The organism is Pseudomonas sp. 22072, assembly GCF_052046095.1.
Lineage (GTDB): Bacteria > Pseudomonadota > Gammaproteobacteria > Pseudomonadales > Pseudomonadaceae > Aquipseudomonas > Aquipseudomonas paracarnis.
Window position 1 is genome coordinate 27,116 of sequence record NZ_JBQEQE010000022.1, and the last position, 13,135, is coordinate 40,250.

Consider the following 13,135-nt stretch of genomic DNA (forward strand, 5'->3'; position numbering starts at 1 on the left):
TTCAGATGCACCAAAGCCGCCTTGTTGGGCGGCCTGGTGGTTAGCTCAGCTGATTACCACTGGTAGGTGGCGCTGGCGACGACGCTGCGTTGGTCGCCGAAGTAGCAATAGGAGCCATCACAGGTGGAAATGTAGTCTTTGTTGAACAGGTTGGTCGCGTTCACTTTCACCGACGCGCCCTTGAGGCTGTTGTCCAGGCGACCGAGGTCGTAATGCACGGAGCCGTCGAACACGGTGTAGGCGTTGGCCTTGCCGGCCCAAGTATTGGCTTGGTCGCCATAGGTATTGCCGGTGTAGCGTGCGCCGAAGCCGATACCGAAACCGTCGAGTGCGCCGGTGTGCCAGGTGTAGTCGGTCCACAAGGACGCTTGCTGATTAGGCATCAGTTGCAAGCGGTTGCCTTTGTACTGACCTTTTTGCACCTCGGACTTGGCCAGGGTGTAGGCCGCGATGACCTTGAGGTTTTCGGTCACATCAGACACGGCTTCCAGCTCCAGGCCCTTGACCTTTACTTCTCCGGTCTGGTCGGTCACGGAGGCGCCACCGGACTGGAAGCTGGTGACTTGCACGTTCTTCTGGGTCAGGTCGTAGACCGCCGCACTCAGCAGGGTGTTGGAGCCGGGTGGCTGGTATTTGATCCCCAACTCCCACTGCTTGCCTTCCGTCGGCTTGAACGACTGGAGGGGGTCGACGCTGGCGTTGCTCGCAGGCTGGAACGACTCGGCGTACGAGAGGTAGGGGACAAAGCCCGAGTCGAACACATAGCTCAGCGCCGCATTGCCACTGAAATTCTTGCTGCGGTCGGTATTGGTCGCGTCGTTCTTGTTGAAGTAGGTGGTGCCCTGGTGCACCCAGTCTTCACGACCACCAAGAGTCAGGCGCCAGTTGTCCAGGGCCATCTGGTCCTGCACGTAAAGGCCGGTCTGCACGGTTTTCTGGTTGTAATCGTAGAACGCGGTGGAGCGCGCCGGGCGCACGATCGGCTGGCCATAGACCGGGTTAAAGATGTTCGTGGTGCCACCGTCGCCGAAAATCGCCAGGTACGAGGTGTCGGTGCGTTGATGATCCAGGCCCAGCAGCACGGTGTGGGAGATGTCGCCAGTGGCGAAGTCAGCCTGGAAGTTGTTGTCCACTGCGAACTGGCTGATGTCCTCGTCCACATTGGTCGAAGAGCGGCTGATGTCGCCATTGGCGTCGGCGGGGGAGAAGGCAAACGAGCCTACCGTCAGTTGCTGGAACGCCAATTCGGATTTGGTGTAGCGCAGGTTCTGCTTGAATTGCCAGGTATCGTTGAAGCGGTGCTCGAACGCGTAGCCCAAGGCGTAGTAGGTGCGGTCGTAGAAGTCGTAGTCCGGGTCGCCGAGGTTCTTGTGGTGGGAAACCTCGCCTAGCGGTGATTTGATTTTGGTGCCCTGGATCGGCAGGAACTGGCTGGTGGTGCCGGTATCGTCACGGGTGAACTGTGACAGCAAGGTCAGCTTGGTATCGGTGTCGATATTCCAGGTCAAGCTCGGTGCGATGTTGTACCGCTTGTTGTCGATGTGATCGACCTGGGTACCGGCATCGCGCACCACGCCGCCAACGCTGTAGAGAAACTGGCCCTCATCATCGATCTTGCCAGTGCTTTCGAAATTGATCTGGCGATAGTTGTCACTGCCGTATTGCATCTGGATGGCGTGGCTCGATTCAGCGCTGGGGCGGCGGCTGACCATATCCAGCAGGCCGCCCGGAGGGGTCTGGCCATAGACTGACGAGGCCGGACCGCGCAGCAGGGCGAGGCGGTCGAGGTTCCAGGTTTCGGCTTTCGGGTTGGCGTACACGCCACGGGGCAGTGGCAGGCCATCGAGGAATTGCGTCGGCTCGAAGCCGCGTACGCGCATCCAGTCGTAACGGGTGTCGCTGCCGTAGCTGGCAGACACAATACCGGGCATGTATTTGACCGCATCGTCGAGGTTCTGCACGTTACGGTCCTGCATTTGCTCGCGGGTGGCTACCGAGATCGAGCGTGGTGCCTCGACCAGCGCAGTATCGGTTTTGGTGCCGGCGGCGGTGCGCTTTGCAACATATCCCTCCACCGGCCCCCAAGCGCTTTCATAGCTGCCTTGGCCGGTGATGTTGGTGGTCGGCAAGGCAACGACGCCCTCCGGGACCGGCATCAGGGTGTAAGTGCCCGCACTGCTCTGCTCCAACTGCAACCCCGTCCCCCGCAAGGCTTCCCGCAACGCGCCCTGCGCATGGAACTGGCCTTTGACCGGTGCCGAGGTCTTGCCGGCGGCGAGTGCGGGGTTGAGGGTCAGCGCCAGGCCGGCCTGGCTGGCGATCTGGTTCAGGGTGGTGGCCAGGGGCGCAGCCGGCAGGTTATAGGCGCGCACGCTGGAGGCTTGTTCGGCGGCGATCAGCGGGGTGCTGGCCAGCGGGGCGCTGAGGGCGATCGCCATGGCTAACAGGCTGGGGCGCAACAAGGTGTCTAGCGTGCGGGACATACGGGCGGCTCCTGAATGGAAATATTTCTCAATTGCCTAGGTGCCGAGCGAGAATCGAAAAGTGATAGGGCCGGGTGAAAATATTTTTTGCGGTGTGCTGTGATCGTTCCCAAGCTCCGCGTGGGAACGCCTCGTGTGACGCTCTGCGTCACGGCCTGGGACGCAGAGCGTCCGGGCTGCATTACCACGCGGAGCGTGGGAACGATCAAGCCTAAGGCTTACCCTTGACGGTCACCCACCACGGCGTGTGCTGCTCGATCTGCACCGGCAAAGTCGGCAACAGCGCATTCAATGCCAACGTGGTGTCGCGCAGCGGGAAACTGCCGGTGATGCGCAGGTCGGCCACGTTCTTATCCACCCCCAGGTAGCCGGTGCGATAGCGCGCCAATTCCTCGATCACATCCCCCAGCCGAGCGTTGTCCACTACCAGCATGCCGCGGGTCCAGGCATCGGTGGCGGGGGTGACGGCCAACAGTGGCCCGAGCCCGTCGCCGCGCATCAGCACTTGCTGGCCCGCCTTGAACACTTGTTCCTGGTGCAGCGCCTCGGGCTGGGCGGCCACGGCAGACTGCAACACACTCAGGCGCGTAGCGTCGTCTTCGCGCTTGACGATAAACCGGGTACCCAGCGCCCGCAGGCTGCCGTCGCGGGTTTGCACGTAGAAAGGGCGCGAATCGTCGTGGCCGGTTTCGACGAGAATTTCGCCTGCCTGCAACACGATCAAGCGGCGTGTTTCGTCGAAGCGCACATCAATGGCGCTGTGGGTGTTGAGGTTGATCCGCGTGCCATCCGCCAGCTTCAGCGTGCGCTGTTCACCGGTAGCAGTGCGCTGGTCGGCCAGCCAATAGTGAATAGGCACGTAACGCTCACCGGCAAACAGCGCCAGGCCGCACACCAGCACGATACTGGCCAGGCCCCGGCCCAGTTTGCGCACGCGCTGGCGAATGCCGTGGCGCGACTGCAGCAGCGCCGCCCGAGCCGGGCCCGAGGCCACACTGAAACGCTGGTCTAGCATGCCCAACTGGCGCCAGGCGCGAGCGTGTTCCTCATCGCTGGCCAGCCACTTGCTGAACTCTTCCTGTTCCACCGCGCTGCCGTCGCCCGAGTCGAGGGACAGTTGCCAGGCAATCGCGGCATCCAGCACGCGCGACGACACCGGTTTGGAGCCGATGGCAGTCACGACGGCTCGCCATACAGTGCGACGTAGCACTGGCGAATGCCCTGGGCCAGGTATTGGCGCACGCGCGGCACCGAAACCCCTAGGCGCTGGGCGATCTCGGCATGGCCCAGGCCGTCGAGGCGGTTATAGAGGAACGCGGCGCGGGCCTTGCTCGACAACTTGCCGAGCAGGCGGTCGATGGCCTTGAGGTCTTCGAGGATCAGTTGCTGGGCTTCCGGCGAAGGCTGTTCGTTTTCCGGGATCAGCATCAATTCGGTGAGGTAGGCCTGTTCCAGGGCCGCACGACGGAAATAGTCAAACAGCAAACCCTTGGCGATGGCCACCAGGAACGCCCGCGGTTCGCGGGGCTCGCGCAACTCATCACGGCCCAGCAGGCGCATGAAGGTGTCCTGGCTCAGGTCTTCGGCACGGCTTGGGCACGCCACATTACGTCGCAGCCACGCCAACAGCCAGCCACGGTGGTCGCGATACAACGCACCAACAAGCTCACTGCGTGGGGTATGGACCGACGACAAGGCATCACCGAATAAGGTTTAAACTAACGAGAATTATTCGCGATTGTGTCAGAGGCGTAGGGTGGGCGCAATTGGCGTCTGTCGGGTGATCGTTCCCGCGCTCTGCGTAGGAATGCATCCCGCGATGCTCCGCGTCGGGCGCAAAGCGTTAAAGGGAAGGGGACTGCTTGCGTCGTTTCCATTGGGCCAAACGCTCATACAGCGCCTGGGGCGTATCGATCTGTTGCTGCCGCGCCCGGCTGAACAGGATCAACATCAGCTCCGCCGTCGCCAGTGCATCGGCGCTGGCATGGTGGCGTTCGCCGGCCTGTAGCCTGAAGTGGTTGAGCCAGTCGTCCAGCCCGGCTTCGCGGATATGCGCCTCTGGGCATAACAGCGGGGCCAGGTCTGCTACATCCATGAACGGATGGGCCAGGCGATAACCCAGGCTGTCCTTGAGCGCCCGGCACAGCATGTGTTGATCAAACGGCGCATGGAAGGCCAGCAGCGGACTGTCGCCCACGAACGCCATGAAATCCAGCAACGCCTCGGTCGGGTCGCTGCCAGCGGCGATTGCACTGGGCCCCAGCCCGTGGATCAGCACACTGGGGCTGAGCTTGGTGTCGGTGCGCTGCAGGGTGCGTTCGAACAGTTGGGAGAAATCCACCGCACCGTCTTCGATGACCACGGCGCCGATGGACAGCACCTGGTCGCGGTGAAGGTTCAGGCCGCTGGTTTCCAGGTCCACCACTACCCAGCGCTGGCTGCGCAATGGGCCGTTGCCCACTTCGGCGGGCTTGGGTAACTGTTCCAGGCGCTGCTGTTGCGCAGCGTTGAGCCCAGGTTTTTTGGCACGCAGCCAGCCAAACAAACTCATAGCTGATACCGCAAGCTCAGGCTGCTTTGCAGGCGTTGGGCCTGGCGCAGGGACTCACGCAGGATGCGCCGGTCCAGGTGGTTGAGGCTGTCGGGGTCGACGCGGTTGGAATAGGGCAGGTTCTCGCGGGTCTGCAATTGGTGCTGCTGCATGCGGGTCTGCTGGATAAAGTGGTAGGCCTCTTCATAGGCGGCGCCATCCAGGGGGTCGATCACGGCCTTGTCCACCAACTGGCGCAGGCGTTCCAGGGTGTTGTTGGCGTGGATGCCATTGGCCAGGGCCAACAGGCGCGCGCCATCTACAAAAGGTGTAAGGCCCTGCACCTTGAGGTCGAGGGTGGCCTTTTCGCCATGTTTGCGGGTCAGCACGAACTCGCGGAAACGCCCCACCGGCGGGCGCCGCAGTAGTGCATTTTCGGCCAGCATCCGTTGGAACAAGCGGTTATCCGCCACCTGATCGAGAATGCCCTGACGCAGTTGCTCGCACCCGCGCTCTTCGCCCCATACCACGCGCAAGTCAAAATAGATGCTTGAACCCAGCAGGTTTTCCGGCGTCGCTTCACGAATGAACGCGCCGAAGCGCCGCGCCCACTCCACGCGGGACAAGCACAGCTCGGGGTTGCCGGCCATGATATTGCCCTTGCACAGGCTGAAGCCGCACAGCGCCAGGCTTTGGTTGATGTGCTGCGCCAGCGGTAGCAAGCGCTCACGCCTTTCGGCGGCTTCGACGGCGTCCTTGGCCTCGAACAGGATGCCGTTGTCCTGGTCGGTGTACAGCGTTTGTTCGCGGCGGCCTTCACTGCCAAAGCACAGCCAACTGAAGGGCACGCCGGGGTCGCCTTTTTCCGCGAGGGTCAGCTCGATCACCCGGCACACGGTGTGGTCGTTGAGCAGCGTAATGATGTGGGTGATCTGGGTGGATGAGGCGCCATGGGCGAGCATGCGCTCCACCAACTGGCCGATTTCACCGCGAATCGCCACCAGGTTTTCCACCCGGGGCGCGTTGCGGATGGTGCGGGCCAGGTGCACCAGGTCCACACGCTGCAAGGAAAACAAGTCACGCTCGGAGACCACGCCACACAGGCGCTGGTCTTGCACCAGGCACACATGGGCGATATGCCGCTCGGTCATGGCGATGGCTGCGTCGAAAGCGCTGTGCTCCGGGCTCAAGTAAAACGGCGCCTGGGTCATGTGCCCGGCAATGCTCTGGCTGAAGTCGCTGGCGCCATCGGCGACCACCTGGCGCAGATCGCGCAGGGTGAAGATGCCCAGGGGGGCCTTGTGTTCGTTGACGATCACAATGCTGCCGACCTGTTGTTCGTGCATCAAGGTCACCGCTTCGCGCAACGGTGTGTGCGGGCTGCAGGTGACCGGGTGGCGCATGGCCAATTCACCCAGGCGGGTATTCAAGGAGTATTGGGTGCCGAGGGTTTCCACGGCTTTTTGCTGTACCTGCTGGTTGACCTGGTCGAGCAGGCTGCTGACCCCGCGCAAGGCGAAATCACGAAACGGGCTGGACAGCGCGAACAGCTTGATAAAGGCCGGTTTGTTCAATTGCAGGCAGAAGGTGTCTTCAGCGGCTTTGTGTTCTGTACGGGTCGCGCGCTCACCCAGCAAGGCGGCGAGGGGGAAGCATTCGCCGGTGGCGATTTCAAAGGTGGTGTCCGCCGAGTCTGGACGCTCACCCACGACCCGGCCCTGCTTGACGATATAAAAGTGCTCGACCGGGCCGCCCGACGGTTTGAGGATGCTGTCGCCGGGGCCGTAGAAACGCAGTTGGCACTGCTCCACCAGGAAAGCCAGGTGCGCCTGTTCCATCTGGTTGAACGGCGGGAAGCGTTGCAGGAATTGCAGGGTGCCGTGGATGTTCTGCAACACAGCGGTTTTACCCGCCTGTGCGAATGCATCAGCTTTACTCATAACAGTGACCGCAGTGTTTTTGTCGTTATCGTGCTGCATGGTCGACTCCTGCGCAGTGGGTGCCCATTGGACGTAAGTCTAGGTCGAGGAGTACCGCGCAAAACTAGGGAAAAACCTTACATGACAATCGTCCAAAACCCGTAGAAAGCCCACTAGGCAAACTTTCCGACGAAGTGCACATTGTTCGCCCTTCCGCAGATGTCTGACGAGTGTGCTGGGAGATTGATGAGAACTGCTGAGAAACGTATGTCCGACCACGATATTTTGAGTGATGCCGAGCGCGAGGCGCTGAGCGCCGTGATGCTGGAGCCCGATTTACCCCCCCAACGCGTTTTGATCGTGGACGACGACAAGGACGCGCGTGAATTGCTGGCGGAAATCCTTGGGCTCGATGGTATTCGCTGCATGACTGCCGAAAGTGGCGAGGCTGCGTGGGATTTGTTGAAGACGAGCAGTTCCATCGGTTTGCTGATCACCGACCTGCGTATGGCGCCCAGCAATGGCCTGGAATTGATCCGCCAGGTGCGTGAGTCCACCCGTGCGGCGTTGCCGATCATCATCATGTCTGGAGACGCGGAAGCGCCGGATGTGATTGATGCGATGCATTTGAGCGTGGTGGATTTCTTGCTCAAGCCGATTGATAGCGTGAAGTTGGCGAAGTTGGTGAAGCGGGAGTTGGGGATGGTGCCCTGAGTGTGGGGTGACTGGCCTGGCCTCTTCGCGGGCAAGCCCGGCTCCCACATTTGAAATGCACTCCCTGTGGGAGCTGGCTTGCCTGCGATTCAGGCAACGCGGTCTAACTGACACTGATAAAAAAGCCCCGATCTTTCGATCAGGGCTTTTTCCATTACAGGCCGTTCTTGGCCTTGAACTCCCGACGCCTGCGGTGCAACACCGGCTCGGTATAGCCATTAGGCTGCTTGGTCCCTTCAATCACCAACTCCACCGCTGCCTGGAATGCGATGTTGCTGTCGAAGTCCGGAGCCAGTGGGCGGTACAACGCATCCCCGGCATTCTGGCGGTCTACCACGGGCGCCATGCGCTTGAGGCTTTCCATCACCTGGTCTTCGTTGACAATGCCGTGGCGCAGCCAGTTGGCGATGTGCTGGCTGGAAATACGCAGGGTGGCGCGGTCTTCCATCAGGCCGACATCGTTGATGTCCGGCACCTTGGAGCAGCCCACACCCTGGTCGATCCAACGCACCACATAGCCGAGGATGCCCTGGGCGTTGTTGTCCAGCTCGTTGCGGATCTCTTCCTCGGACCAATCGGTGTTGCTGGCCAGAGGAATGGTGAGGATATCGTCCACCGAAGCGCGCTCGCGCTTGGCCAGCTCGGCCTGGCGGGCGAACACATCAACCTTGTGGTAGTGCAACGCATGCAGGGCTGCGGCGGTCGGCGACGGTACCCAGGCGGTGTTGGCACCGGCCAACGGGTGGGCGATTTTCTGCTCGAGCATCGCCGCCATCAGGTCGGGCATGGCCCACATGCCTTTACCGATCTGTGCACGACCTTGCAGGCCGGTGCTCAGGCCGATATCGACGTTCCAGTTCTCATAGGCGCCGATCCACTTTTCTGCCTTCATGGCCGCCTTGCGCACCATCGCGCCGGCTTCCATGGAGGTGTGGATTTCATCGCCAGTGCGGTCGAGGAAACCGGTGTTGATAAACACCACGCGCTCACTGGCCGCCTTGATGCAGGCCTTGAGGTTGACCGTGGTGCGGCGCTCCTCGTCCATGATCCCGACCTTGAGGGTGTTGCGCGCCAGGTTCAGCACCTCTTCGATGCGACCGAACAGTTCGTTGGTGAACGCGGCTTCTTCCGGGCCGTGCATCTTCGGTTTCACGATGTATACGGAACCGGTGCGGCTGTTCTTGCGGGTGTTGTTGCCGTTGAGGCTGTGGATCGCCGCCAGGCTGGTGATCAGGCCGTCGAGGATGCCTTCGGGTACTTCGTTGCCGTCTTTATCGAGGATCGCGTCGATGGTCATCAAGTGGCCAACGTTGCGCACGAACAACAGCGAACGGCCGTGCAGGGTCACGTCGCTGCCATCCACGCCGGTGTAGACGCGGTCAGGGTTCATGGTGCGGGTGAAGGTCTGGCCGCCCTTGGCCACTTCTTCGGCCAGGTCGCCCTTCATCAGGCCGAGCCAGTTGCGGTAGATCACCACTTTGTCATCGGCGTCGACGGCGGCGACGGAGTCTTCGCAGTCCATGATGGTGGTCAGCGCGGCTTCCATCAGCACGTCTTTGACGCCTGCGGCGTCGGTTTGGCCGACTGGGGTGCTGGCGTCGATCTGGATTTCGAAGTGCAGGCCATTGTGCTTGAGCAGGATCGCAATCGGCTCGGCCGCAGGGCCCTGGAAACCGATCAACTGGGCATCGTCACGCAGGCCGCTGTTGCTGCCGCCTTTGAGGCTGACGATCAGCTTGCCATCGACGATTTTGTAGCCGGTGGAATCGACATGGCTGCCGGCGCTGAGCGGTGCGGCCTCGTCGAGGAAAGCGCGGGCGAAGGCAATGACCTTGTCGCCACGCACTTTGTTATAGCCCTTGCCCTTCTCGGCGCCGTTGGCTTCGCTGATGGCGTCGGTGCCATAGAGCGCGTCGTACAGCGAGCCCCAGCGCGCATTCGAGGCGTTGAGGGCGAAGCGGGCGTTCATCACCGGCACGACCAGCTGTGGGCCGGCCATGCGTGCGATCTCATCATCGACGTTTTGGGTCGAGGCCTCAAAGTCTGCGGCTTCTGGCAACAGGTAGCCGATGTCTTGCAGGAAGGCTTTGTAGGCCACCGGGTCATGGGCCTGGCCGGCGTGGGTCTGGTGCCAGGTATCGATCCGCGCCTGGAAGTCGTCGCGTTTGGCGAGTAGGGCTTTGTTCTTCGGGGCCAGGTCATGGATGACCTTGTCGGCACCGGCCCAGAACTGGTCGGCAGTGATGCCGGTACCGGGAATGGCTTCGTTGTTCACGAAGTCGAACAGGACTTTGGCGACCTGCAGGCCACCGACTTGAACGTGTTCAGTCATTGCTTGCCTCACTCTGCGGAGCTTATGCGCTTTTTCAGATTTTCATTATGTAGTGCACGGTTGGGCATACTACATGATGACTTGCGGTTGTGAAAATTAGACTAAATACGTCGTTTAGCGACCCACTTTGGTCGTACGGTCACAGCGGAGAACCGGATGTTCTCAAAAAACTATTGGATTGTTCCAGATAAATATCAAAATGGTACACGATTTGTCTGTGAGAGCTGGCTTGCCTGGGATGGGCGTTAACGATCACGCGTACCTTCTGGATATACGCGGCATGTCTATAATCGAGGATCAACCAACCGAGGGACTGCGCCATGGACCATCTTGTACTCACTATTATCGCCGCCGACAAACCCGGCCTGGTTGAACGCATCGCGCAGAACATTGCCAGTCATGGTGGTAACTGGCTGGAAAGCCGCATGGCGCACATGGCCGGGCAGTTTGCCGGGATCCTGCGGGTGAGCGTGCCGAGCGAGCAGCGACAGGCATTGGTGGGGGCATTGGAGGATTTATCCACCCATGGCATTCGCGTGTTGGTGGGTGAGGGCAGCAGCGGGCAGGCATCGGCGTCCAAGCCGATCCTGATGACCCTGGTGGGCAATGACCGCTCGGGCATCGTGCGTGAGATCACCGCGCTGCTGAGCCAGCAGGGCGTCAACCTGGAACGCCTGAGCACCGATGTGCGCCCGGCGCCCATGAGCGGTGATCCGCTGTTCAATGCCGAGGCGTTGTTGCAAGTGCCGGCCACGCTGTCGCTGGAAACCCTGCAAGAGGCTTTGGAAACCTTGGCCGATGACTTGATGGTGGAGTTGCGTCAGGAGGAATAACGATCCACAAGGTTATGCAGGGAAATCTTGCATGGGCCTGTGGATAACCTGTAGAGACCCGACGCCAGGCCACGCCCGCCGGCCTTCTGCGCAAGTTGAGCAAAAAACGAGCAGTTTCAAGGGCTTGTGCACAAATGGCGGGGATCAGGTTGTGGATAACCTTTGGGTGGAACGCTGCAAGCCACGAAAGCCGTGGCTTGCAGAGGTTTGTACGTTATTTGATCAGCGTTTGCGCACGGTCAGCCAGGCATCCAGGCTGTACACCACCAACCCGGCCCAGATGAAGGCGAAGGCGATCAGGGTGCTCGGCGCCAGGTGTTCACCGAACAACAGCACGGCTTCGAGCAACACTAGCGTCGGCGCCACATACTGCAAAAAGCCCAGGGCGGTGTAGGGCAAGTGCCGTGCAGCGGCGTTGAAGCACACCAGGGGAATCAGCGTCACAGGGCCTGCGGCCACCAGCCACCAGGCTTCGGAGGTGCTCCAGAACGCCAGTTGCGCGCTGTGGGCGGTCGGGTTGAACAGCAACCAGGCGACGGCAATGGGTACCAGCATCCAGGTTTCCACCACCAGGCCTGGCAGCGCTTTGACCGGCGCCTGCTTGCGGATCAAACCGTAGAAGCCGAACGTCAGCGCCAGCGCCAGCGACACCCACGGCAGGCTACCGACTTGCCACACCTGCTGCGCCACACCTACCGCTGCCAACCCCACCGCCACCCATTGCAAACGGCGCAGTCGCTCGCCGAGGATCAGCATGCCCAGCAGCACATTCACCAGCGGATTGATGTAGTAACCCAGGCTCGCTTCGAGCATGCGCCCGGTGTTCACCGACCACACATAGGTCAGCCAGTTAGCGGCGATCAACGAACCGCTGAGGGCCAGGATCGCCAGGCGCTTGGGGTTGTCGCGCAGTTCGCGAAACCAGCCGGGATGTTTCCACACCATCAGCAACAGCCCACCGAACAGTGCCGACCACAATACGCGATGCACAATGATCTCGGCGGCGGGCACGCTGGCGATGGCTTTGAAGTAGAGCGGGAATAGACCCCAGATGACATAGGCGCTCAGGCCCAGGATGTACCCCTTGCGGGGGTTGGCGGCTTGCATTGCAGAATCCTTGCTCAGGCAGCTAACAAAGCGCAATTGTAAGGATATTTGTCAGACAACGCTCGTTCCCACGCTCTGCGTGGTAACGCCGCCTTGGACGCTCTGCGTTTGTTCTTAAATCGTGACGCGGAGCGTCACAGGATGCGCGCCCACGCAGAGCGTGGGCGCGATGATGGAACGCGTTCAGAAGAGTTTTAGCGGTTCTTCATTGAGCGCCGACAGTTGCTCACGCAACGCCAGCACCTGGTCGCCCCAATACCGCTCGCTGCCAAACCACGGAAAGCTATGGGGAAACGCCGGGTCGTCCCAGCGTCGTGCGAGCCAGGCACTGTAGTGCATCAGGCGCAGGGCGCGCAGCGGCTCGATCAGCGCCAGTTCGCGCGGGTCGAAGTCGTGGAACTCCTGATAACCGTCCATCAGTTCCGAGAGCTGGCCGAGGCATTCCTGGCGGTCGCCAGCCAGCATCATCCACAGGTCTTGCACCGCCGGGCCCATGCGGCAGTCATCCAGGTCGACGATATGGAACATCTCGTCGCGGCACATCATGTTGCCGGGGTGGCAGTCACCGTGCATGCGGATGTTCTTGTGCGGCGTGGCCTTGTAAACCTCTTCCACACGCTTGAGCAGGTCGCGGGCCACGGACTCGTAGGCCGGCAACAGGCTTTTGGGAATGAAGTTGCCTTCAAGCAAGGTGGTGAGGGAGTCGTGACCGAAATTCTTCACCCCCAGGGCTTCGCGGTGTTCGAACGGGCGGGTGGAGCCCACCGCGTGCAAACGCCCCAGCAGTTGCCCGAGCCGGTAAAGCTGATCGAGGTTGCCCGGCTCCGGCGCGCGGCCGCCACGGCGCGGAAACAGGGTGAAGCGGAAACCTGCGTGTTCGAACAGGCTCTCGCCGTTGTGGATCAATGGGGCGACCACCGGTACATCGCACTCGGCCAGTTCGAAGGTGAAGCGGTGTTCTTCCAGGATCGCCTCGTTGGTCCAGCGCTGGGGGCGATAGAACTTGGCGATCAGTGGTTCGGCGTCTTCGATGCCCACTTGGTACACGCGGTTTTCGTAGCTGTTGAGCGCCAGAACCCGCGCGTCGCTGAGGAAACCGATGCTTTCGACGGCGTCGAGCACCAGGTCTGGGGTGAGTGTTTCAAACGGGTGGGCCATGCGAACTCCTGCGCGCAGCAGGGCGCCGCGTCCGGCCGGGTATGGTAACAGCATAGATA

At 61.3% G+C, this 13,135-nt stretch carries 10 protein-coding genes; 2 read left to right on the plus strand and 8 right to left on the minus strand.

What is annotated here, in order from left to right:
* Window positions 1-53: 53 nt before the first annotated feature.
* The 5 genes from ACTJLA_RS20565 to ACTJLA_RS20585 all read right to left on the minus strand — a co-directional run bounded on the left by ACTJLA_RS20565 (window position 54) and on the right by ACTJLA_RS20585 (window position 6,953).
* The gene (locus tag ACTJLA_RS20565; protein WP_034128862.1) at window positions 54-2,483 is read right to left on the minus strand and encodes a TonB-dependent siderophore receptor; all 2,430 of its coding nucleotides are present in this window, start codon (window positions 2,481-2,483) and stop codon (window positions 54-56) included.
* Between the two features lie 211 nt (window positions 2,484-2,694).
* Complete coding sequence (locus ACTJLA_RS20570) at window positions 2,695-3,663, minus strand: FecR domain-containing protein (RefSeq protein WP_054920742.1); 969 nt, start codon at window positions 3,661-3,663, stop codon at window positions 2,695-2,697.
* Window positions 3,660-4,178, minus strand: a complete 519-nt coding sequence (locus ACTJLA_RS20575; RefSeq protein WP_054920740.1) for an RNA polymerase sigma factor — start codon at window positions 4,176-4,178, stop codon at window positions 3,660-3,662. The genes ACTJLA_RS20570 and ACTJLA_RS20575 overlap by 4 nt, the downstream gene beginning before the upstream one ends.
* A gap of 148 nt (window positions 4,179-4,326) precedes the next feature.
* Window positions 4,327-5,034: a 3'-5' exonuclease gene (locus ACTJLA_RS20580; protein ID WP_181124740.1), complete on the minus strand. Its 708-nt coding sequence runs from the start codon at window positions 5,032-5,034 to the stop codon at window positions 4,327-4,329.
* The gene (locus ACTJLA_RS20585) at window positions 5,031-6,953 is read right to left on the minus strand and encodes a putative nucleotidyltransferase substrate binding domain-containing protein (protein ID WP_198862380.1); all 1,923 of its coding nucleotides are present in this window, start codon (window positions 6,951-6,953) and stop codon (window positions 5,031-5,033) included. Before ACTJLA_RS20585 ends, ACTJLA_RS20580 begins: the two co-directional genes overlap by 4 nt.
* Before the next feature lie 246 nt (window positions 6,954-7,199).
* On the opposite strand from ACTJLA_RS20585, the gene ACTJLA_RS20590 reads away from it, so the two are divergent.
* On the plus strand, window positions 7,200-7,646 hold the full coding sequence (locus tag ACTJLA_RS20590; protein WP_019817416.1) for a response regulator: 447 nt from the start codon (window positions 7,200-7,202) through the stop codon (window positions 7,644-7,646).
* Window positions 7,647-7,800: 154 nt separating this feature from the next.
* On the opposite strand, the gene ACTJLA_RS20595 is transcribed toward ACTJLA_RS20590, so the two are convergent.
* Window positions 7,801-9,978, minus strand: coding sequence for a malate synthase G (locus ACTJLA_RS20595; RefSeq protein ID WP_054896773.1), 2,178 nt, complete (start codon window positions 9,976-9,978; stop codon window positions 7,801-7,803).
* 320 nt (window positions 9,979-10,298) lie between these two features.
* On the opposite strand from ACTJLA_RS20595, the gene ACTJLA_RS20600 reads away from it, so the two are divergent.
* A complete protein-coding gene (locus tag ACTJLA_RS20600; protein ID WP_003194815.1) occupies window positions 10,299-10,811 on the plus strand; it encodes a glycine cleavage system protein R in 513 nt (170 codons plus the stop codon).
* Window positions 10,812-11,033: 222 nt separating this feature from the next.
* Here ACTJLA_RS20600 and rarD read toward each other — a convergent pair whose 3' ends face one another.
* Together rarD and ACTJLA_RS20610 are read right to left on the minus strand one after the other, a co-directional pair.
* Window positions 11,034-11,918 carry an EamA family transporter RarD gene (gene rarD, locus ACTJLA_RS20605; protein WP_034128856.1) on the minus strand — a complete coding sequence of 295 codons (885 nt, stop codon included), beginning with the start codon at window positions 11,916-11,918 and terminating at the stop codon, window positions 11,034-11,036.
* Window positions 11,919-12,101: 183 nt separating this feature from the next.
* A complete protein-coding gene (locus ACTJLA_RS20610) occupies window positions 12,102-13,076 on the minus strand; it encodes a serine/threonine protein kinase (RefSeq protein ID WP_034128855.1) in 975 nt (324 codons plus the stop codon).
* Window positions 13,077-13,135: the final 59 nt, after the last annotated feature.

Excerpts from the sequence above, each read along its gene's own strand:
- ACTJLA_RS20565 (WP_034128862.1), bottom strand. The coding sequence starts at position 2,483 with ATGTCCCGCACGCTAGACACCTTGTTGCGCCCCAGCCTGTTAGCCATG.
- ACTJLA_RS20580 (WP_181124740.1), bottom strand. The coding sequence starts at position 5,034 with ATGAGTTTGTTTGGCTGGCTGCGTGCCAAAAAACCTGGGCTCAACGCT.
- ACTJLA_RS20585 (WP_198862380.1), bottom strand. The coding sequence starts at position 6,953 with ATGAGTAAAGCTGATGCATTCGCACAGGCGGGTAAAACCGCTGTGTTG.
- ACTJLA_RS20590 (WP_019817416.1), top strand. The coding sequence starts at position 7,200 with ATGTCCGACCACGATATTTTGAGTGATGCCGAGCGCGAGGCGCTGAGC.
- ACTJLA_RS20595 (WP_054896773.1), bottom strand. The coding sequence starts at position 9,978 with ATGACTGAACACGTTCAAGTCGGTGGCCTGCAGGTCGCCAAAGTCCTG.
- ACTJLA_RS20600 (WP_003194815.1), top strand. The coding sequence starts at position 10,299 with ATGGACCATCTTGTACTCACTATTATCGCCGCCGACAAACCCGGCCTG.
- rarD (WP_034128856.1), bottom strand. The coding sequence starts at position 11,918 with ATGCAAGCCGCCAACCCCCGCAAGGGGTACATCCTGGGCCTGAGCGCC.
- ACTJLA_RS20610 (WP_034128855.1), bottom strand. The coding sequence starts at position 13,076 with ATGGCCCACCCGTTTGAAACACTCACCCCAGACCTGGTGCTCGACGCC.